Annotated in this window: 18 protein-coding genes; 11 read left to right on the top strand and 7 right to left on the bottom strand. The window is 71.7% G+C overall.

The features are described 5' to 3' along the window. Positions 1–10 precede the first annotated feature (10 nt). Complete coding sequence (locus DEJ48_RS17510) at positions 11–1831, bottom strand: phosphatidylglycerol lysyltransferase domain-containing protein (RefSeq protein ID WP_150217099.1); 1821 nt, start codon at positions 1829–1831, stop codon at positions 11–13. Between the two features lie 260 nt (positions 1832–2091). Between DEJ48_RS17510 and DEJ48_RS17505 the strand changes: the two genes are divergently transcribed. Next, positions 2092–3210 carry an alpha/beta hydrolase gene (locus tag DEJ48_RS17505; RefSeq protein ID WP_150217098.1) on the top strand — a complete coding sequence of 373 codons (1119 nt, stop codon included), beginning with the start codon at positions 2092–2094 and terminating at the stop codon, positions 3208–3210. On the opposite strand, the gene DEJ48_RS17500 is transcribed toward DEJ48_RS17505, so the two are convergent. Further along, the gene (locus DEJ48_RS17500; protein ID WP_150217097.1) at positions 3207–4361 is read right to left on the bottom strand and encodes an ABC transporter ATP-binding protein; all 1155 of its coding nucleotides are present in this window, start codon (positions 4359–4361) and stop codon (positions 3207–3209) included. The two genes, DEJ48_RS17505 and DEJ48_RS17500, sit on opposite strands and share 4 nt — an antisense overlap. Positions 4362–4519: 158 nt before the next feature. Between DEJ48_RS17500 and DEJ48_RS17495 the strand changes: the two genes are divergently transcribed. The 4 genes from DEJ48_RS17495 (at position 4520) to DEJ48_RS17480 (ending at position 8248) form a co-directional block, all read left to right on the top strand. Next, positions 4520–5248: an ABC transporter permease gene (locus DEJ48_RS17495; RefSeq protein WP_150217096.1), complete on the top strand. Its 729-nt coding sequence runs from the start codon at positions 4520–4522 to the stop codon at positions 5246–5248. Beyond that, positions 5245–5907 carry an ABC transporter permease gene (locus DEJ48_RS17490; RefSeq protein WP_150217095.1) on the top strand — a complete coding sequence of 221 codons (663 nt, stop codon included), beginning with the start codon at positions 5245–5247 and terminating at the stop codon, positions 5905–5907. Before DEJ48_RS17495 ends, DEJ48_RS17490 begins: the two co-directional genes overlap by 4 nt. A gap of 87 nt (positions 5908–5994) precedes the next feature. After that, entirely contained in the window at positions 5995–6966 is a 972-nt protein-coding gene (locus tag DEJ48_RS17485; protein ID WP_150217094.1) for an ABC transporter substrate-binding protein, read from the top strand. A gap of 163 nt (positions 6967–7129) precedes the next feature. Next, entirely contained in the window at positions 7130–8248 is a 1119-nt protein-coding gene (locus DEJ48_RS17480; protein ID WP_150217093.1) for a hypothetical protein, read from the top strand. Positions 8249–8278: 30 nt separating this feature from the next. On the opposite strand, the gene DEJ48_RS17475 is transcribed toward DEJ48_RS17480, so the two are convergent. Continuing rightward, complete coding sequence (locus DEJ48_RS17475) at positions 8279–9640, bottom strand: PH domain-containing protein (protein ID WP_223832485.1); 1362 nt, start codon at positions 9638–9640, stop codon at positions 8279–8281. 32 nt (positions 9641–9672) lie between these two features. Beyond that, positions 9673–10182: a PH domain-containing protein gene (locus DEJ48_RS17470; protein ID WP_150217091.1), complete on the bottom strand. Its 510-nt coding sequence runs from the start codon at positions 10180–10182 to the stop codon at positions 9673–9675. A 55-nt stretch (positions 10183–10237) separates the two neighbouring features. Between DEJ48_RS17470 and DEJ48_RS17465 the strand changes: the two genes are divergently transcribed. Then, complete coding sequence (locus tag DEJ48_RS17465) at positions 10238–11401, top strand: NADH-quinone oxidoreductase subunit D (protein WP_150217090.1); 1164 nt, start codon at positions 10238–10240, stop codon at positions 11399–11401. Here the strand turns inward: DEJ48_RS17465 and DEJ48_RS17460 are convergent. After that, positions 11366–12433, bottom strand: a complete 1068-nt coding sequence (locus tag DEJ48_RS17460) for an SAM-dependent methyltransferase (protein WP_190537460.1) — start codon at positions 12431–12433, stop codon at positions 11366–11368. The two genes, DEJ48_RS17465 and DEJ48_RS17460, sit on opposite strands and share 36 nt — an antisense overlap. Positions 12434–12539: 106 nt before the next feature. Between DEJ48_RS17460 and DEJ48_RS17455 the strand changes: the two genes are divergently transcribed. Both DEJ48_RS17455 and DEJ48_RS17450 read left to right on the top strand, forming a co-directional pair. Further along, complete coding sequence (locus tag DEJ48_RS17455; protein WP_150217088.1) at positions 12540–13742, top strand: sensor histidine kinase; 1203 nt, start codon at positions 12540–12542, stop codon at positions 13740–13742. Positions 13743–13777: 35 nt separating this feature from the next. Next, positions 13778–14449: a response regulator transcription factor gene (locus DEJ48_RS17450; RefSeq protein WP_150217087.1), complete on the top strand. Its 672-nt coding sequence runs from the start codon at positions 13778–13780 to the stop codon at positions 14447–14449. A 44-nt stretch (positions 14450–14493) separates the two neighbouring features. Here DEJ48_RS17450 and DEJ48_RS17445 read toward each other — a convergent pair whose 3' ends face one another. After that, a complete protein-coding gene (locus DEJ48_RS17445) occupies positions 14494–15600 on the bottom strand; it encodes a DUF5937 family protein (protein ID WP_150217086.1) in 1107 nt (368 codons plus the stop codon). Positions 15601–15844: 244 nt separating this feature from the next. Here DEJ48_RS17445 and DEJ48_RS17440 point away from each other — a divergent pair, with 244 nt between their 5' ends. After that, positions 15845–16072, top strand: coding sequence for a hypothetical protein (locus tag DEJ48_RS17440; RefSeq protein ID WP_150217085.1), 228 nt, complete (start codon positions 15845–15847; stop codon positions 16070–16072). Here the strand turns inward: DEJ48_RS17440 and DEJ48_RS17435 are convergent. Next, entirely contained in the window at positions 16029–17204 is a 1176-nt protein-coding gene (locus tag DEJ48_RS17435; protein WP_150217084.1) for a threonine aldolase family protein, read from the bottom strand. The genes DEJ48_RS17440 and DEJ48_RS17435 overlap by 44 nt on opposite strands. A 147-nt stretch (positions 17205–17351) precedes the next feature. On the opposite strand from DEJ48_RS17435, the gene DEJ48_RS17430 reads away from it, so the two are divergent. Then, a complete protein-coding gene (locus DEJ48_RS17430; protein ID WP_150217083.1) occupies positions 17352–18299 on the top strand; it encodes a Rossmann-like and DUF2520 domain-containing protein in 948 nt (315 codons plus the stop codon). Next, a complete protein-coding gene (gene panC / locus DEJ48_RS17425) occupies positions 18296–19300 on the top strand; it encodes a pantoate--beta-alanine ligase (RefSeq protein WP_150217082.1) in 1005 nt (334 codons plus the stop codon). Before DEJ48_RS17430 ends, panC begins: the two co-directional genes overlap by 4 nt. Positions 19301–19343 lie beyond the last annotated feature (43 nt).

The raw sequence follows: 19343 nt of genomic DNA, 5'->3' as shown, positions 1-19343 counted from the left end.
AGCGGCGCGATTACGCCGCCTGGACCTCCCGTTCCGCGGCCCGGTGCGGGCAGGGGCGGCGCTGGGGCGCGCCCCGGCGCAGGAAGCGCGGCAGGGCGAGCGTGACGAAGCCCTCGGCCTGCATCGCGGCGAAGCCGATGCGGGGGAGGTCCTTGCTGGAGCGGTAGACGACGAAGCGGGGCTCCCAGCGGGGGCGGAACTTCGCGTTGAACTTGTACAGGGACTCGATCTGGAACCAGCGGGACAGGAAGACCAGCAGGCCGCGCCAGGCGCGCAGGACCGGGCCGGCGCCGATCTTCTCGCCGCGGGCGAGGGCCGCGCGGAACATGGCGAAGTTGAGGGACACGCGCGCGATGCCGAGCTTCGGGGCCGCCTGCAGGGCGGCGACGATGAGGAGTTCGTTCATGCCGGGGTCGGCCGCGCGGTCGCGGCGCATGAGGTCCAGGGAGACGCCGTCCTTGCCCCACGGGACGAAGTGGAGGACGGCCTTCAGGTCGCCGTAGGGGCCCGGCTCCTCGTCGGCCTTGTGGGCGGTGGCGATCAGACAGTCGCCGTCGCCCGGGTCGCCGATGCGCCCGAGGGCCATCGAGAAGCCGCGCTCGGTGTCGGTGCCGCGCCAGTCCTCGGCGGCCCGCTGGATTCGGGTGAGCTCCTGCTCGCCCAGGTCACGGATGCGCCGTACGCGCGTCTCGTAGCCATTGCGCTCGATCCGCTTGACCATCTGGCGTACGTTTCGCATCGCACGCCCGGACAGGGAGAAATCCGCGACGTCCACCACCGCCTCGTCACCCAGTTCGAGGGCGTCCAGACCGGTCTCCCGCGTCCAGACCTCGCCGCCTGTCTCGGAGCAGCCCATGACAGCCGGTGTCCAGGAGTGGGCCTTCGCCTCGTCCATGAAGCGCTCGATCGCGCCGGGCCAGGCCTCGACGTCGCCGATCGGGTCGCCGCTGGCGAGCATCACTCCGGAGACGACGCGGTAGGTGACGGCGGCCTTGCCGCTGGGGGAGAAGACGACGCCCTTGTCGCGGCGGAGCGCGAAGTGGCCGAGGGAGTCGCGGCCGCCGTGCTTGTCGAGCAGCGCGCGCAGCTTCGTCTCGTCGTCCTCGGTGAGACGCGCGGCCGGGTGCTCGGGGCGGAAGGCCAGGTAGATGGTGGTGAGGGCGGTGAGCATGCCGAGGGCGCCGAGGGAGAAACCGACCGTCCAGGACGTGCGTCCGTAGTAGTCGACCGGGCCTTCGAAGCCGAAGAGTCCGTAGAGGACGTGCTCCAGGCGATCCGTGATGCCGGGGTCACCGATGGTCTTGCCGGGGTGGACGCTGACGATCACCAGGCCCAGCAGAATCGATCCGGCACCGAGGAGGACGAAATTGGCCAGGGCACGCCAGCGGCTGCGCGGGTCGGGCAGCGCGGTGAACTCACTCCGATGGCGCAACAGCAGCGCCAGGAGCGCGACCGAGATCACGACGCCGATGATCGAGTGCCGGTACGCGAACTGCGCCACGGCACCCGCGGGCAGCAGCACCACGGCGGCCCGCCAGGCCCGCCGCTTGTGGCGCCGCAGGCCGTGCGCGAGCAGCAGCAGGAGGATGCCGGAGCTCAGGGCGAGGGCGGCGGCGAAGGGGCCGAGCGCGCCCGGCAGGACCTCGGCGATGGCATGCATGCGGCTGTGCCGGAAGCGGGGGAAGACTCCTGCCGCGACGTTCAGGAGGCCGACGAGGGCGCAGGCTCTGGCGACCAGGGTGGGCACCGCCTCGGGGCGTGGTCCGCGCAGCACTTTGTGCAGCCGACCGTCGCGGTGGCGCACCTCACTGTCCGGAACCCCGCCCGACATTTCCCCATCTATCCTGACAGACATCGCATCCCGTAGTTCTGCGAGAGAGCTTTAATCCGGTGCCAAAAGCGCATCCGGCTACATTGCGCCCTCTAGGACGGTCCTTCAGGGAGACGGGTTCATTCCCGACCGGAAACGGCTGGAAATGCTCTGGCAGGCCCCGACGGGCCCGCGGCACCTCCGCCGGCCGGGCCGTCCAGGGTCCGGTCAAGCCGAGGCACGCGCCCGGCACAGGTTAGAAAGCGCAGGCAGAACTCCCCATGGGTCTCACGAGCAACAAGGTCCTCGCCCTTGCGGTCTTGCTGGCGGTGCTGTTCTTCGTCGGCACGATCTGGCTCTGGCCGCGGCTCGCCCGCCGCAGCTGGAAGGCGATCACGGGCCGTGTCGGGCTGCTCCTCGCCACCCAGGTCGCGGTCTTCGCCTCGGTGGGTCTCGCGGCCAACCAGGCCTTCGGCTTCTACGCCACGTGGGCGGACCTCTTCGGCCAGGAGACGGCTCCCGGAGTGGTGGTGGACCACGACCCGGCCAAAGGAGCGGGACCCGTCAGGGTCGTCGACACCCAGACCGTGAACGTGCCGGGCGGCGGCCGGCCCTCCGTCGGGGGCCAGATCCAGAAGGTCGAGATCGGCGGGCAGGTGTCCGACATCGGCAGCCCCGCCTATGTCTACCTGCCGCCCGAGTACTTCCAGCCGCAGTACAAGGACCGCAAGTTCCCCGCGGCCGTGGTGCTCACCGGCTACCCCGGCACCGCGGAAGCCCTCATCAAGGGCCTGCACTACCCGCAGACCGCGCACAAGCAGGCGGCCGACGGCAAGATGCAGCCGATGATCCTCGTCATGATGCGGCCGACCGTCGCGCCGCCGCGCGACACCGAGTGCGTGGACGTGCCGGGCGGCCCGCAGACCGAGACGTTCTTCGCCAAGGACCTGCCCCAAGCGATATCCGGCCACTACAGGGTGGGCAGCAAGGGACAGAACCTCGGCATCATCGGCGACTCCACCGGCGGCTACTGCGCGCTGAAGCTCGCCATGCACCACCCGGGCACGTACGGCGCCGGAGCGGGCCTGTCCGCGTACTACAAGGCGCCCATCGACGTCACCACGGGAGACCTGTTCCACGGCGACAAGGAGCTCAAGCAGCGCGCCGACCTGGACTGGTACCTCGACCACATGCCGCCGCCCAAGACGTCCCTCCTCGTGACCACCAGCAAGAAGGGCGAGGGCAACTACCACGACACCCTCAAGTTCATCGACAAGGTGAAGGCGCCCACGCGCGTCTCGTCGATCACGCTCGAGAGCGGCGGGCACAACTTCAACACCTGGCGCCGGGAGATCCCGGCGACGCTGGAGTGGATCAGCGGGCGGCTGAGCGCCGACTAGCCGTCTATCGCCGCCACCGTCTCCAACTCGACCTCCGCGCGGGCGATGTCCCGCGCGTCCGCCGCCGTCGAGCGCCGCAGCGCCTCGTGCAGCCGGGCCGGTGTCAGCACGCCCAGGAAGCGGCCCTCGCTGTCCTTGTCGATGACCGCGATCCAGCCCGCGTCGTGCTGCAGCATCGTCGCGAACGCCTGCTTCAGACTCGCGCCGACCGGGAGCCACGCCTCCATGCGGCGGGCGTGCTCGCGCACCGTGCCGCTCCCCGCGCGCGCGTGCTCGGCCGAGAGCCAGCCGTGCAGGTTGTTCTCGGCGTCCAGGACGACGGCCCAGCGCGCGTCGAGCTCCTTGGGCAGCGCGTCGTCGAGATGCACCACGGGCGGCTGTTCCAGGTCGCCCTCCTCGATCGGCGTCACGGAGAGCCGCTTCAGGCCGCGGTCCGCGCCGACGAAGTCCGCCACGTAGTCGTTCGCGGGCGCCCCGAGGACCGTCGACGGAGAGTCGAACTGCTCGATGCGGCCCTCTCCGTAGACCGCGATGCGATCCCCGAGACGGACCGCCTCCTCGATGTCGTGCGTGACGAAGAGCACCGTCTTGCGCACGGCCTGCTGGAGCCGGAGGAACTCGTTCTGCAAGTGCTCGCGTACGACCGGGTCGACCGCCCCGAAGGGCTCGTCCATCAGCAGCACCGGCGGGTCGGCGGCCAGGGCGCGGGCCACGCCGACGCGTTGGCGCTGGCCGCCCGAGAGCTGCTCGGGGTAGCGGTCGCCGAAGACGGCGGGGTCGAGGCCGACCAGGTCGAGGAGTTCGGCGGCGCGCTCGCGGGCCTTGCCGCGCTTGACGCCGAGGAGGTGCGGGACGGTCGCCGTGTTCTCCAGCACCGTCTTGTGCGGGAAGAGGCCGACCTGCTGGATCACATAGCCGATACGGCGCCGCAGTTGCACGGGATCGATTCCGGATATGTCGTCGCCGTCGACGAATATGCGGCCCTCGCTCGGTTCGATGAGCCGGTTCACCATTTTCATCGTCGTCGTCTTGCCGCAGCCGGACGGGCCGACGAGCGTGACCAGTTCGCCCTCGTTGACCTCGAAGGACAGATCGTCGACGGCCGTGGTGCCGTCCGCGTACCGCTTGGTGACGTGCTCGAACCGGATCATGGTTCCCCATTGTGGAGGGCGGCGAGGGGCTTTGCGTGACGGCCGTGTTGCGGCCGTACAACGACTCACTGCGATTGTCGGTGCCTCGCGTTAGGGTCGCCAGACACGGGGGGACGTGTGTACGGCATACGTTCGGGAATTCGGGGGAGGTGGGGCGCGTGGCCGAGCAGAACTGTCTGGTGACGAACGACTGGATCTGCGGGGAATATCTCCGCACCCGCAGCCAGGAGTTGATCGACGCGACCCTTGAGCACGTCGGGATCACCGTCGTCTCCGTGGTGATCGGGGTCGCCGTCGCCCTGCCGCTCGCGCTGCTCGCACGGCGCTTCCGCTTCCTCGCGGGCCCGATCCTCGGCGTGACGACCGTGCTCTACTCGGTCCCTTCGCTGGCCATGTTCTCGCTGCTCCTGCCCTTCTTCGGGCTCTCCGTCTCCCTGGTCGTCACCGGCCTCGTCCTGTACTCGCTGACGGTCCTCGTGCGGAACATCCTGGCCGGCCTCCAGGCCGTCCCCGAGGAGGCCAGGGACGCCGCCAAGGGCATGGGGTACGGCCCGTTGAGGCTGTTGTGGGAGGTGGAGCTGCCGCTCGCGCTGCCCGCGCTGCTCGCCGGTGTGCGCATCGCCACGGTCTCCACGGTCGCCCTGACCACCGTCGGCGCGATCGTGGACTACGGAGGCCTGGGCACCCTCATCCTCGACGGCCTCGACACGACCTTCAAGGCGCAGGTCCTGACGGCGTCGGTGCTCTGCGTGCTCCTCGCCGTGGTCGCCGACCTGCTGCTGCTCGGGCTTCAAAGATGGCTGACCCCGTGGACGAGAGCCCGTCGCACACGGACGAGCCGGGCGTCGCGCGAGGCGGCCGTGACGAAGGTGGCTGAGCCCGCATGAACGCGATCACGGGAGCCTGGGACTGGCTGACCACAGCCGCCAACTGGGAGGGCGAGAGGGGCGTCTGGCACCGCCTCGCCGAGCACCTGTACTTCAGTGGGGTCTGCCTCGCCGTGGCCTGCGCCATCGCGTTGCCCCTTGCGCTGTATCTCGGGCACATAGGCAAGGGCGGCGCTCTGGCCGTCAACATCTCCAACGTCGGCCGCGCGGTGCCCACGCTGGCCCTGCTGATCCTGCTCACGCTCACGCCCCTCGGCGAGCACGGTGACGCGCCGACGCTGATCGCGCTGGTGCTCTTCGCCGTGCCGCCGCTGCTGACCAACGCCTATCTCGGGATGCGGGAGGTCGACCGCGCGGTGGTGGAGGCCGCGCGCGGGATGGGGATGAGCGGCGGCCAGCTGTTCGCGCGGGTCGAGCTGCCGCTCGCGTACCCGCTGATCATGACCGGCATACGGTCCGCGGGGGTGCAGGTCGTCGCGACGGCCACGCTCGCCGCGATGGCGGGCGAGGGCGGTCTCGGCCGGATCATCACGGCCGGGTTCAACCTGCAGAACACCCCGCAAGTGGTGGCGGGCGCCGTCCTCGTGGCGCTGCTCGCGCTCCTCGTGGAGGGGGTCCTTGTGGTGGCGGGGCGGCTCTTCGACCCGATGCGGCGCTGAGGCGCCTTCGGCGGTGGTGGCCGGCGCCGGCGGTCGGCGGCCGTGAGTTCTGGTTCCTTTCTTTCCTTTCGAAATGGTGGTTCACCCATGAACAGCACAACGCGTCGCGCGCGACGGATGGCAGGGGCGGCCGCGGCCGTCGTGGCGCTGACCGCGGGTCTCGCCGCGTGCGGCGGGGACAGCCTGGAGGACGACGGCAAGGGGTCGGACAAGGCGGGCGGTGACAAGAAGGGCTCGCTCGTGGTGGGTTCCGCGCGGTTCACCGAACAGAAGGTGCTCGCCGAGCTCTATGTGGGCGTCCTGGAGAAGGCCGGTTACGACGCGCAGGTCAAGACCGTGCAGAACCGCGAGATCTACAAGCCCGAACTGGAGAAGGGCTCGATCGACGTCGCTCCCGAATACGCGGCGACGCTCACGGAATTCCTCAACCGGGAGAAGAACGGCCCGAAGGCCGAGATGCTCGCCTCCAGTGATACGGATGCCACGGTGGGCGAGCTGAAGAAGCTCGCGGAGCCGAAGGGCCTGAAGGTGCTTCCGGCCGGTGAGGCGGTCGACCAGAACGCGTTCGCGGTCTCCAAGGAATACGCGAAGGAGCACAAGCTCAAGACGCTCTCGGATCTCGGCAAGTCGGGGGAGAAGGTCAAGATCGCGGCGGGCGACGAATGCGAGTCCCGCCCGTTCTGCGCGCCGGGTCTGAAGACGAAGTACGGCATCGACGTCACCGGAATCGACCCCAAGGGCGTCGGCACCACCCAGTCGAAGCAGGCCGTCAAGAACGGCACGGACCAACTGGTGCTGACCACGACGACCGACGCGACCCTGAAGAACTACGACCTCGTCATCCTCGAGGACGACAAGAAGCTGCAGAACGCGGACAACATCCTTCCGGTGGTGAACGCGAAGGACGCCGGCAGCAAGGAGATAGCCGACGCGCTCGGCAAGCTCACCGAGACGCTCACCACGGACGACCTCATCGAACTCAACCGGAAGGTCGACGAGGAGCGTCAGAAGGAAGCGGATGTCGCCACGGAGTATCTGAAGTCGAAGGGCCTCATCTGAAGATGATCAAGAAAAGCGCCGAGAAGTTCCGTGGTCGCGGTGGAAGTTGACCACTGAATCAGAGTGAGGGAGGGGCGGCGGGTTGAGACGAGTTACGGCCGCGATGACTGCTTTTTGCCGGGCGGGGCACCACACTTCGCCTACGCGCGGTAAGTTTCTGGCCATGCCACGTGGACGCCACCGCCATTCCCCACCCCTGCACAGGCTGCTTCCTCCCTCGACGGTCGCAGGCGTTTCGATTCTCAGCGCCGGCGGCGCCTGGATGTTCGCGGAACCGGTCGTGCTCCGCGGGCTCGTCGCGGCCGCGGCCGCCGCTGCCGTCGTCGGCTCGGTCGTCATGCGCCGCTGGGACCAGACGGCCGGCAAGCGCGTCGCCGAGCTCACCCGCGCCCGGGCGAGCGACGAATGGCGCTACGAGGAACGGATAGCCGAGGCCGAATCCGACCTCGACGAGTCCCGCGAGCTGCGGGGCAGGCTCGAGACGAAGCTGCGGGCCAAGCGCGCGGAGCTCGCGGCCCTGCGCAACGAACACGCCGCGCTCCTGCGGCGGTACGCCACCGCGGAGACGGAGCGGGCCAGCGCCCTGGAGGGGCGGCGGCTGCTCGCCATCGAGGCGACGTCTCCGGCGCCGCCCGCGCTGCCGGCCTCCGGTTCCAGTTCCGGTTCCGGTGCCGAGGACCTCGTTCCCGCGGTGCGGGCGGGGGCGCCGGTGCCGTCCGCGCGCAAGGAATCCCCCGCGCCTACGGAGTCTTCCGCGCGTGCGGAATCCGCCCGTACGGAGTCTCCGCGTCCGGAACCGGCCGTACGTAGAGAGGCCCCCGCTGCGCGTGCGCAGGCCTCAGCCAGGCCGGGGGCGTCTCCCACGCCCTCGCTGTTCCTTCGGGCCAACGCCGCGCTCGACCGCATGACTCCTGCCGCGCCGGAAGCGGAGGACGAGTCGCGGGGGAAGCCCGGGGCGGCCGATGGATACGCCGGGCACGAGCGCGCGGTCGCCGTCGCGCCGCCCGCGCAGTCGCGACGGCAGGCTCCCCAGGGCGGATTCGACTTCTTCGGCACGAAGAACGTCGCTCCGGCCGCGCTGGAGTCCGTGCAGAACGAGGACCTCGCCGATGTCGTGGGCGAGGAGGCCCTCGCGGTCCACAAGGCGGAGACCGAGGGCGAGTTCAAGCCCGCGCCCGAGGGCGACGCGGCGCGTGGTGCCGGGCAGGTCATCGACCTGACGGCCCATGACGAGACGGAGCAGATCGACGTGGGGGAGCTGCGCACGGCCCTCCGGGCGTAGCGCTCCGCCCCGAGGGCGGGTCCCTAGGTCTCAGGCCATCCAGCGGTCAGGGATGGCCTCTCTGCGGCCCGTTCGGGAGCGGTCCGCCTGCGCGTGGAGGAGTGCCGCCGCCTCGTCCGAGGGGCGCAGGCGGGCCGCAACCGTCTTGTTGGCCCCCGTGTCCACCCGTACGTCCGCGACGCCCTTGAACCGCTCCCAGGGGCCCTGGGAGAGCCGTACGCTCTGGACCTTCGCGTGCGGGACGAGGGACAGCCGGCGTTTGAGCAGGCCGTGCCGGGCCGCGAAGACCTCGTCGGTGACCGCGAGGCCGTACCCCTTCCACCAGAGCGGCATGCACCACGCCGCACGCGCGGGTGGCCGCACGAGGTCCGTGGCCTCCGGCACGCGCACACCGGGAAGCACCCGCCCGATCACCTCTCCGGCGAGCTCGCGCGGCGCGACCGGCACCAGCACGCTGTTCGCCGAGCCCGCCACGTCCAGCTCCACCCGCACCCAGCCGCGCCGCCGCCACAGCAGCGGCTGCACCACGTGCACCGTCTGCACCCGGCCGGGCGGCACCGTCTCATGGGCCTTGTCGAGCAGCCCGTGGTCGATGCGGATGCCGTCGGGGGATTCACCCACCGTCCAGTCGTACTCCTTGATGAAGCGGCCGCCGCTGCTCGCGAACGCGCCGCCCAGCATGGGGACCGCGGCGCCAAGGACCGTCCACGGACTGTGCGTGCCGAACCAGATGAAGGCGGGCACCACGCTCGCGGCGAGAAGCATCCCCCAGGGAGCGCCGGTGAGCAGCACGGAGAGGGCGAGCATGCGCGGCGGTACGTGCAGCAGGCCCCGCACCGGCGCCTCGCCGACCTCGCGCGCCTCCTCGGGGACGAAACCGGCCGCCCGGGCGAGGAGTTCGGCCCGCAGCTCGGTCGCCTCGCGCTCGCCTAGGTAGGCCAGCTCGTCCTTCTTCTCCGCCCCGACGACGTCCAGCTTGAGCTTGGCGACTCCGGCGATGCGTGCGAGCAGTGGCCGTGTCACGTCGACGGCCTGGAGCCGGTCGAGGCGGATGTGGGCGGTGCGCCGGAAGAACAGCCCGGTACGGATGCGCAGCTCCGTGTCGGTGACCGAGAAGTGCGTGAACCACCAGCTCAGGAAGCCGTACAGCGCGCCGCCGACGACCACGGCGGCGCTGCCGAGGAGCAGGGTGGTGGCGGTCAGCGCGGAGAGTCGCTGCTGCGTGCCGTTCGGGTCGTGGACCGCCCAGCCCACCAGGACGGCGAAGGGCGCCCACGCGCGGCGCAGCGGCGTGACGGGGTGCAGGCGCCGCTCGGGCGCCGCGCCGTCCGTCCCGGGACGGACTTCGCCCGCCGCTTCCCGTACGCCCTCCGCGGCCCCCTCCGCGGGCACGCCCTCCACGGCCCCGTCTCCCCGTACGCCCTTCACAACCCCGCCGATCGGGCCTCGCCGAGCTCCGTCAGCCGGTCGCGCAGCCGCTCGGCCTCCTCGGGGAGCAGCCCCGGGATGCGCGCGTCGGTGGCCGCCGCCGCGGTGTGCAGTTGGACGCTCGCGAGTCCGAAGCGGCGCTCCACGGGGCCCGACGTCACCTCGACGAGCTGCATCCGGCCGTACGGGACGACCGTCTCCTCGCGCCAGAGCACGCCCCGGCTGATGAGCAGGTCGTCGGCCCGCTCCGCGTACCGCCACGAGCGCCAGTTCCGGCCGAGCACCAGCCAGCCCCAGACGACGACGGCGAGCGGCACCAGCGCGAACGTGGCCCAGACAGGGCCCGCGAACAGGCCGAGCAGGATCCCGACGGCCGCCGCGAGCGGCACGAGCCAGACCACCAGCAGGAGCCGCCGCAGCTTCAGCAGCCCCCGCGGCAGTCCGGTCCACACCGGCTCGGTCCGCTCCTGTGCCGGTCCTGCCGGCCCCGCTGTCCCCGTGTCCATGGCTCAAGCGTACGTAGGGCCGCTGACACGGCGGCGCGTGCGAGAGACTGTGGCCATGAGTCCCACGACGGAGACCACCACGGAGACCACGCTCGGCATCGGCGGAGCGGCCGAGAGCACCGACATGGTGCTCAACATCGGCCCTCAGCACCCGTCCACGCACGGCGTGCTCCGCCTCCGCCTGGTCCTGGACGGCGAGCGCATCCAGCACGCGGAGCCGGTGATCGGCTACATGCACCGCGGTGCGGAGAAGCTCTTCGAGGCGCGGGACTACCGGCAGATCGTGATGCTGGCCAACCGCCACGACTGGCTCTCGGCGTTCTCGAACGAGCTGGGCGTCGTCCTGGCCGTGGAGCGGATGCTCGGCATGGAGGTCCCGGAGCGCGCCGTGTGGATGCGCACGCTGCTCGCCGAGCTGAACCGCGTGCTGAACCACCTGATGTTCCTCGGGTCCTACCCGCTCGAACTGGGCGGCATCACCCCGGTGTTCCACGCGTTCCGCGAGCGCGAGGAGCTCCAGAACGTGATGGAGGAGATCTCCGGCGGCCGGATGCACTACATGTTCAACCGCGTGGGCGGTCTCAAGGAGGACCTGCCCGCGGGATGGACCTCCCGCGCGCGGGAGGCGGTCGCGTCGGTGCGGTCGCGCATGGACGTGTACGACCGTCTGGTGCTCGGCAACGAGATCTTCCGGGGACGTACGCGCGGCGTAGGCGTCCTCAGTCCGGAGGCGGTGCACGCCTACGGAGTGAGCGGTCCCATCGCCCGCGCCTCCGGAGTCGACTTCGACCTGCGCCGCGACGAGCCGTACCTGGCGTACGGCGAGCTCCAGGACACGCTGAAGGTCGTCACGCGCGAGGAGGGCGACTGTCTGGCCCGCTTCGAGTGCCTCCTGGAGCAGACCCACAACGCCCTCGCGCTCGCGGACGCCTGCCTGGACCGGATCGCCGAGCTGCCGCAGGGGCCGGTCAACCAGCGGCTGCCGAAGGTCCTCAAGGCCCCGGAGGGGCACACCTACGCGTGGACCGAGAACCCCCTCGGCATCAACGGCTACTACCTCGTCAGCAAGGGCGAGAAGACCCCGTACCGCCTCAAGCTGCGCTCGGCCTCGTACAACAACATCCAGGCGCTGGCCGAGCTGCTTCCGGGCCAGCTGGTCGCGGACATGGTGGCGATCCTGGGGTCACTGTTCTTCGTGGTCGGCGACATCGACAAGTAGGGCGCTGTCGGCCGGCGGGACGTCGTCGGTGAACAGCGTGTCCAGGGCGACGTCCACGGGCTGCAGCAGCCATCCGAAGTCGCCGAGGCCGCCGGGCGCGGTGAGTTCGGCGGCCTCTCCCGCGCGCGTGAGGGCGCGTACGTACGCCGCCGGGTCGCTGGAGGCGAGCGCCAGCGGTGGGCGGCCGCCGCTCACTCCCAGCGCGCCGAGTACGGCCCGCTGGGTGAGCAGCACGGCGCCGTCCGCCGCGCAGGCGTCCAGCGCCACATGCGCCGTGATGTCGCAGCTGCCGTCCGGCACTGGTGCTGTCTCGCGGCCCTCTCTGAAGCCCGTCAGCGTCCCGAAGGGCGGGCGTGTGCCCTTGGTGTGGGCGTAGTCGACGGCGACGGCGAGACCGCGCTTCAGGGTCGCCGCGGCGGCCGCCCACGCCTCGTCCCGGGGGCGCCCGATCTCCGCGCGCAGACCCGGCTCGGGGGCCGGCGGCCACCAGCGTGCCAGCCAGTCCGCGTCCGGCCCCGTCACGGGCCCGCCCGCCGTCTCGGTGCCGTCAGAGTCCACGAGCATCCGGCGGGGCACTCCGTCGGCAGCCACCTCGACGACGTCCAGGGGGACGTTGTCCAGCCACTCGTTGGCGAACAGAAGGCCCGTGACACCCGCCGGGGGAGTGTTCCGCCACTCGATGCGCGGGTCGAGGTCCGCCGGGCGCTCGGCGACGTCCACCGCGTATGCACGCACGCGTGCCGCCACATCGGCGGGGAGTGCGGCGAGGACGGCCGTGGTGAGTTCGCCGCGTCCCGCCCCCATGTCCACGAAGGCCACCTCGTACGGGTGACCGAGTTCCGCGTCCAGGAGGGTCAGCAGACGCGCCACGGCGTCCGCGTAGAGGGGCGAGGCGTGCACGGACGTCCGGAAGTGGGCGGCGGGGCCCTCGGGGCGGCGGTAGAAGCCCTGAGGGCCGTACAGGGCGGCCTCCGTGGCCTCGCGCCAGCCGCGCGGGGCGGCCGTTCCTAGCACTTCCTTGTCGTTCGTCACAGACCGCAGGCTAAGCGGGCCTCCACCTTGGGGAGTACATGTACCTGCTACGGATCGGACCTTCGGTTGACCCGAGGGCGCCGATGGCCTGCCTACGCTGGGTTACGTGCAGCGCCTCTATGACTTCCTCCGCAGACACCCGACATGGGTCGACGGCTTCTGGGCCTTCGTCCTGCTCGGGATCTCCGGGATCGGTCTGGTGTCCATGTCCGAGGGCGGCGGCCGCGGGCCGCGGATCCTCTCGATCCCCATCGCCATCGGGCTCTCCCTGGTCGTGACGCTGCGCCGACGCGCCACCGAGAAGATGCTGGTGCTCACCGCGGTCATCGGTTTCCTGCAGCTCGTCCTCGACGTGGAGACGATGCCCGCGAACTTCGCGATGCTGGTGATCGTCTACACCGCCGCGGCCGACGGACCGCGCTGGGCCTCGCGCTTCGCGCTGATCGGCGGCCTGTGCGCGGCCCCGCTGGCGATGATGCGCTGGCCCACGCAGGACACCACCACCTTCGGGCTCGTCTTCTTCACGATGTTCCAGATCGTGCCCTTCGTGCTCGCCTGGGTCCTCGGCGACTCCATCCGCACCCGCCGGGCGTACTTCGCACAGCTGGAGGAGCGCGCCGACCGGCTGGAGAAGGAGCGCGAGGCGCAGGCGAAGGTCGCCGTGGCGGCCGAGCGGGCCCGCATCGCCCGCGAGCTGCACGACGTCGTGGCGCACAACGTCTCGGTGATGGTGGTCCAGGCCGACGGCGCCGCGTACGTCCTTGACGCCGCCCCCGACCAGGCGAGGAAGGCCCTGGAGACCATCTCCGGCACCGGCCGCCAGGCGCTGGCGGAGATGCGCAGGCTGCTCGGTGTGCTGCGCACCGGGGAGCCCGAGGAGAGCGGCGAGTACGTCCCGCAGCCCGACGTCGAGCAGCTCGACGAACTCATCGAGCAGGTCCGCACGGCCGGCCTGCCCGTCGACTACAAGGTGGAGGGCACCCCGCGCCCGCTGCCCAGCGGCGTGGAGCTCACCGCGTACCGCATCGTGCAGGAGGCCCTCACCAACACCCGCAAGCACGGCGGTGAGAACGCCGGGGCGAGCGTGCGCCTGGTGTACTTCGACGACGGCCTGGGGCTGCTGGTCGAGGACGACGGCAAGGGCGCCCCGCACGAGCTGTACGAGGACGGCGGGGCCGACGGCAGCGGGCACGGCCTGATCGGCATGCGCGAGCGGGTCGGCATGGTCGGCGGCACGCTCGACGCGGGGCCGCGTCCCGGCGGCGGCTTCCGGATCAGTGCGCTGCTGCCGCTGAAACCCGCACACTGAGCACGTCACCCCACAGCCCTTTGGAAGGACCCTTGATGTCGATCCGCGTGATGCTCGTCGACGACCAGGTGCTGCTGCGCACCGGGTTCCGGATGGTGCTCGCCGCCCAGCCGGACATGGAGGTCGTCGCGGAGGCGGGCGACGGCGTGGAGGCCCTGGAGGTGCTGCGCGGGACCGAGGTCGACGTGGTGCTGATGGACGTCCGCATGCCGAAGCTGGACGGCGTGGAGACGACCCGGCGCATCTGCCAGGACGAGAACCCGCCGAAGGTGCTGATCCTGACCACGTTCGACCTCGACGAGTACGCCTTCTCGGGGCTGAAGGCCGGGGCGTCCGGCTTCATGCTCAAGGACGTGCCCCCGGGGGAGCTGCTCGCCGCGATCCGTTCCGTGCACAGCGGTGACGCGGTGGTCGCGCCGTCCACCACGCGCCGGCTCCTCGACCGCTTCGCGCCGATGCTGCCGAACGCCGGCGGCCAGCCGCAGCACAAGCACCTGGAGCGCCTCACGGACCGCGAGCGCGAGGTCATGGTGCTGGTCGCCCAGGGCCTTTCGAACGGCGAGATCGCGGCGCGGCTCGTCCTGTCGGAGGCGACCGTGAAGACACACGTCGGGCGCATCCTGACCAAGCTGGACCTGCGGGACCGGGTGCAGGTGGTGGTCCTCGCGTACGAGACGGGGCTCGTGCGGGCCGGGGGCGCTTCCTAGGGCCTACGAGCCCCGAGACGGGGGGACGAGCCCCGAGACGGGGCCTAGCGCAGCACGCCCTCGATGAAGTCGCTGCCCAGGCGGGACACGACGCCGATGTCCAGCTGGTGCTGGACATAGCGACCCCGGCGGCGCGTGGTGATCAGGTCCGCCTTCTTCAGGACGCTCAGGTGCCGGGATATCTCCGGCGCCGTCATGCCATGCGCGTCGGCCAGCTCACTCGTGGTGTACGCCCCGCGCGCGAGGTGGCGGCACAGGCGCATCCGCACCGGGTGGGCGAGCGCGGACATGCGGCGGGTCAGCTGCTCCACGGTGGGCGGGGAGGTGAGGCCGGGAGCGCTGATCGGGTACGTGATCGACGCCTGCCAGCCCCTGCGGTGCAGCACCCACAGGTGCGGCCAGCCGAGGCTGGTCGGGACGATCGCCAGGCCGCCGGAGCCGGTGGTGGTCCGGCCGTCGGCCATCTTGTCCACGGTGATGACCTGACCGCTCTCGTCCAGGGACACCGCTCCGGAGATGGCCTTCAGGGCCTCCGCGAGCCCCTTGCGCCGCAGCAGCTCGGTCTTGTGCCGGGCGTCGGCGGCCAGTTGGTGGTGCACGCGGGCCCAGGTGTCGGCGAAGAAGGCCTCGTCGCAGTCCTCCAGGAGTGTGCGGAACCACGCGCGGACGACCGGCGGGTCCTCCAGGAGGCGCTTGGTGAAGCGCACCTGGTGCGGGCCGCGCGCGGCCGCCAGGTCCAGGGCGCGCCGCTGGACGACGGGGTCGGAGAGGAGCTTGCGGTTCGGCTCCGAGTACGTCGACTGGCAGGTGAACTCCAGGGCGGCGTCCACGAACTGTTCATCGCTCAGCTTGTCCAGCTGGTCGAGCTCCTCGGCGAGCGTGGCTCCCGGCAGCGCGCTCTGCCCCGGCAGTGCAGCGAACGGCGCGAAGACGTCGGAGAACGTCGTGCGCCACAGGAAGTCGGCCTCGCAGAGGCGGTCCGCGAGGCAGGGGTCCAGACGCGTGGACACGGCCGTCACCCAGCCCTGCAGCCCCGGGTGGTGGCCCGGCTCGGACAGGGCGTGCAGCGACATGCCCAGTTCGGACAGGGGCGAGGGCACGACGTGGATCCGCTCCTGGGCAAGGCCGCTGATGTCGATGCTCACGCTCATGGCCCCATGGTGCACCTCCCCACTGACAGCGCGGCCGTCGATTGACGAGCGCCGTCAATCGGCGCGACGCGGGCGGTGCGGCGGGAGCAGGCTTGTGGTCATCGGGAGGCACGGCAGCGCCGCCGTCGCCGAGCCCGCCCCTCACCCCACCCGTCCCTGTCGACTCCCCGTCGACGACCGAGCCGAGGCACGACCGGCCCAACAATGTCCGTTAAGTACTATTTACACCGAGAGGGTATTCGTCATGAGCGTCACCCAGCAGTTCCTCCTCGACTCCTACCGCGCCGCACAGCACGGCGGACCGACGCCGCCCGCGCCCGGACAGCACGACTGGCAGGCCGTCCGCGAGGTCCGCGACTACGGCCGCTTCCGCGCGGTCCTCGCGGAACGCCCGGCCCGTGGCAGGGTCCGCGCCGCCCTGGCCCGCCTCACGCGGGGATCCGGCGTACGAACTCCGCGACCGCTTCCCTGACGTCATGGGCCGTCCACTTGAGGCCCTCCTCGGTCACGGTGACCTCCGTGACCGAGAGGCCGGGCGGCCCGTCAGGGAACCAGCGACCGAAGAGCAGCGTGCCGGTCTCCTCGGCCTGCCCGAGGCAGGCCTCGTTCAGTACGTCGGGGGCGTACGGCAGCCACACCTGGAACTGGTGGGTGTGCGGGGGCTCCGGGTGCACGCGCGACCAGGGCACGCCCGCGGCCGCGAACCCCTCGCGCAGCGCGTCGGCGACCACGCGCGCGTGGGCGACGTACTCCGGCAGCCGGGGCAGCGTGTGCTTCAGGCCGAGGAGGGCCGAGACCGCGACGGGGAACTGCTGGAACAGCTGCCCTCCGTAGCGGTGGCGCCACACCCTCGCCTCCTCGACGAGCGTGCGCGGGCCGGCCAGCGCGGCGCCGCTCAGCCCCTCCAGGGACTTGTAGAACGACACGTACACGGAGTCGGCGAGGCCGGCGATCTCCGCGAGACCGCGGCCGAATCGTGGTGTGCACTCCCACAGGCGGGCGCCGTCGAAGTGCACCACCGCGTCCCTCTCGCGGGCCGCCGCCACGACCGCCTCCAGCTCCTCCCACTCCGGCAGGACGAAACCGGCGTCCCGGAGCGGCAGTTCGAGCATCAGCGTCCCGAACGGCTCCTCGAAGTCCCGTACCTCGTCCGCCGTCGGCAGCCGCGGCCCGTCCGTCGGATGCACCGTCCGCAATCCGCTGACCACGGAGAACGCGGACCCTTCGTGCACTTCGGGATGCGCCTTGGGGTGCAGCGCCACGGTCGCGTTCCCCGTACGGCCCGCCCAGCAGCGCAACGCCACCTGCTGCGCCATCGTGCCGGTAGGGAAGAACGCGGCGTCCTCCTTGCCGAGCAGCCGCGCGACCTCGCCCTCCAGGGCGGCGACGACGGCGTTGCCGTACACATCGGTGGGGTCCTCGGGGCCGACCACCTCGGGAGCCGCGGCCGCCAGCGCCGACAGGCGCTCGGTGAGGGGGATGCTCAGGACGGAACGGTGCAGGGTCCGGGCGGCTCCCGCGGCGGCGGCACGGCGGCGGGCCGACTGGATCTCCTCCGCGTCCCGCGGCTCCGGCTGCTCTTCTACTGCGCTTTCAGAGGGCATCCTCCGAGCATGGCCCGTTCACCGTTCACCGGTCATATGAATAACCACAGGCTGTGGACAGCGGAGGACGCGGCGCCAACCGATCGCGTTAACATGACGAGAAATCGTCCGGTACCCCGAGCGGACTGGAACGGAAGGCGCCGCCGCGTGAACGCATCGCATCAGCCAGACCCGCGGGACCGCCCCGCGAGGCTCACCGTGGGAGTCGTGGGAGCGGGCCGGGTGGGACCCGCGCTCGCCGCGTCGTTGCAGCTCGCGGGGCACCGTCCGGTGGCCGCGTCCGGCGTGTCCGACACGTCGGTGCGGCGGGCCGCCGCCCTGCTCCCCGACGTCCCCCTCGTCCCGCCCGCCGAGGTACTCGAACGGGCCGACCTGGTGCTCCTGACCGTCCCCGACGACGCCCTTCCCGGCCTCGTCGAGGGCCTCGCCGAGACCGGCGCGGTGCGCCCGGGCCAGCTGCTCGTCCACACCTCCGGGCGGTACGGCACACAGGTCCTCGAACCCGCCCTGCGCGCCGGGGCCCTGCCGCTCGCGCTGCACCCCGCCATGACGTTCACCGGCACCGCCGTCGACGTGCAGCGCCTCGCGGGATGCTCCTTCGGAGTGACCGCACCCGAGGAGCTGCGGCTCGCCGCCGAGGCCCTGGTCATCGAGATGGGCGGCGAGCCCGAGTGGATCGCCGAGGAGAACCGCCCGCTCTACCACGCGGCCCTCGCCCTGGGCGCGAACCACCTGGTCACGCTGGTCGCCGAGTCCATGGAGCTGCTCCGCGACGCGGGCGTCGCGGCCCCCGACCGCATGCTCGGCCCGCTGCTCGGCGCCGCCCTGGACAACGCGCTCCGCTCGGGCGACGCGGCGCTCACCGGGCCCGTCGCGCGCGGCGACGCGGGCACCGTCGCCGCCCATGTCGCCGAGTTGCGCAAGCACGCCCCGCAGACCGTCGCGGGGTACCTCGCGATGGCCCGCGCCACCGCCGACCGCGCCCTCGCCCACGGCCTGCTCAAGCCGGAGCTCGCCGAGGACCTCCTCGGCGTGCTGGCCAACGGCGCGCAGGGCACCACAGGATCCGGCGGCGCCGAAGGGGGCACCCGATGAGCGCCACGCTCCTGCACACCGCCGAACCGCTCCGCACGCGCGTGCGTGCGGGCCGCCGGGCCGTCGTCATGACCATGGGCGCCCTGCACGACGGGCACGCCTCCCTGGTCCGCGCCGCACGCCGCGTCGCAGGACCGGAGGGCGAGGTCGTCGTCACGGTCTTCGTGAACCCGCTCCAGTTCGGCGCGGGCGAGGACCTCGACCGCTACCCGCGCACCCTCGAAGCGGACATCAAGATCGCCGAACAGGCCGGTGCGGACATCGTGTTCGCCCCCTCCGTGGACGAGGTCTACCCCGGCGGCGAACCCCAGGTCCGCGTCGGAGCGGGCCCCATGGGCACCGTTCTCGAAGGCGCCACCCGCCCCGGGCACTTCGACGGCATGCTCACCGTCGTCGCCAAGCTGCTGCATCTCACCGCGCCCGACGTGGCCCTCTTCGGGCAGAAGGATGCCCAGCAGCTCGCCCTGATCCGCCGCATGGTCCGCGACCTCGACTTCCCCGTGGAGATCGTCGGCGTCCCCACCGTCCGCGAGGACGACGGCCTGGCCCTCTCCAGCCGCAACCGCTACCTCGCCCCGGCCGAACGGCGCACCGCCCTCGCCCTCTCCCAGGCCCTCTTCGCCGGCCGCGACCGGCACGCCGCCCAGGAGGCGCTGCGCGCCCGCGCCGCCAGCGCCCCCGCCTCACGCGCGCGTGCCGTCGCCCTGAGCGAGATCGGCGAGTCCCGCGCGGCGGCCGACGCGCACGCCGTGGCGGAGTCCGCGGCGCCCTCCGCGACCGGCGGACCCGCCGCCGTCGTCGCCGCGGCCCGCCTCGTCCTCGACGAGGCCGCCCGCCTCGTCCCCCCGCTGGAGCTGGACTACGTGACGCTGGTGGACCCCGCCGACTTCACCGAGGTCCGCCCCGGCCACCACGGCGAGGCCGTCCTCGCCGTGGCCGCCAGGGTCGGCTCGACGCGGCTCATCGACAACATCCCGCTGACGTTCGGAGCCTCCGTATGAGCGCGCACCGTACGGCCCCGACCGCAGCAGCCGTCCACGCGAA

Origin of the sequence: Streptomyces venezuelae (assembly GCF_008642315.1) — a bacterium.
GTDB classification, from domain to species: Bacteria; Actinomycetota; Actinomycetes; order Streptomycetales; family Streptomycetaceae; genus Streptomyces; species Streptomyces venezuelae_D.
The sequence above is the reverse complement of the archived record's forward strand: the minus strand, read 5'-3'. Positions and strand labels throughout refer to the sequence as shown.

Excerpts from the sequence above, each read along its gene's own strand:
- DEJ48_RS17450 (WP_150217087.1), top strand. The coding sequence starts at position 13,778 with ATGTCGATCCGCGTGATGCTCGTCGACGACCAGGTGCTGCTGCGCACC.
- DEJ48_RS17500 (WP_150217097.1), bottom strand. The coding sequence starts at position 4,361 with ATGATCCGGTTCGAGCACGTCACCAAGCGGTACGCGGACGGCACCACG.
- DEJ48_RS17440 (WP_150217085.1), top strand. The coding sequence starts at position 15,845 with ATGAGCGTCACCCAGCAGTTCCTCCTCGACTCCTACCGCGCCGCACAG.
- DEJ48_RS17465 (WP_150217090.1), top strand. The coding sequence starts at position 10,238 with ATGAGTCCCACGACGGAGACCACCACGGAGACCACGCTCGGCATCGGC.
- DEJ48_RS17490 (WP_150217095.1), top strand. The coding sequence starts at position 5,245 with ATGAACGCGATCACGGGAGCCTGGGACTGGCTGACCACAGCCGCCAAC.
- DEJ48_RS17445 (WP_150217086.1), bottom strand. The coding sequence starts at position 15,600 with ATGAGCGTGAGCATCGACATCAGCGGCCTTGCCCAGGAGCGGATCCAC.
- DEJ48_RS17480 (WP_150217093.1), top strand. The coding sequence starts at position 7,130 with ATGCCACGTGGACGCCACCGCCATTCCCCACCCCTGCACAGGCTGCTT.
- DEJ48_RS17505 (WP_150217098.1), top strand. The coding sequence starts at position 2,092 with ATGGGTCTCACGAGCAACAAGGTCCTCGCCCTTGCGGTCTTGCTGGCG.
- DEJ48_RS17510 (WP_150217099.1), bottom strand. The coding sequence starts at position 1,831 with ATGTCGGGCGGGGTTCCGGACAGTGAGGTGCGCCACCGCGACGGTCGG.
- DEJ48_RS17470 (WP_150217091.1), bottom strand. The coding sequence starts at position 10,182 with ATGGACACGGGGACAGCGGGGCCGGCAGGACCGGCACAGGAGCGGACC.
- DEJ48_RS17485 (WP_150217094.1), top strand. The coding sequence starts at position 5,995 with ATGAACAGCACAACGCGTCGCGCGCGACGGATGGCAGGGGCGGCCGCG.
- DEJ48_RS17435 (WP_150217084.1), bottom strand. The coding sequence starts at position 17,204 with ATGCCCTCTGAAAGCGCAGTAGAAGAGCAGCCGGAGCCGCGGGACGCG.
- panC (WP_150217082.1), top strand. The coding sequence starts at position 18,296 with ATGAGCGCCACGCTCCTGCACACCGCCGAACCGCTCCGCACGCGCGTG.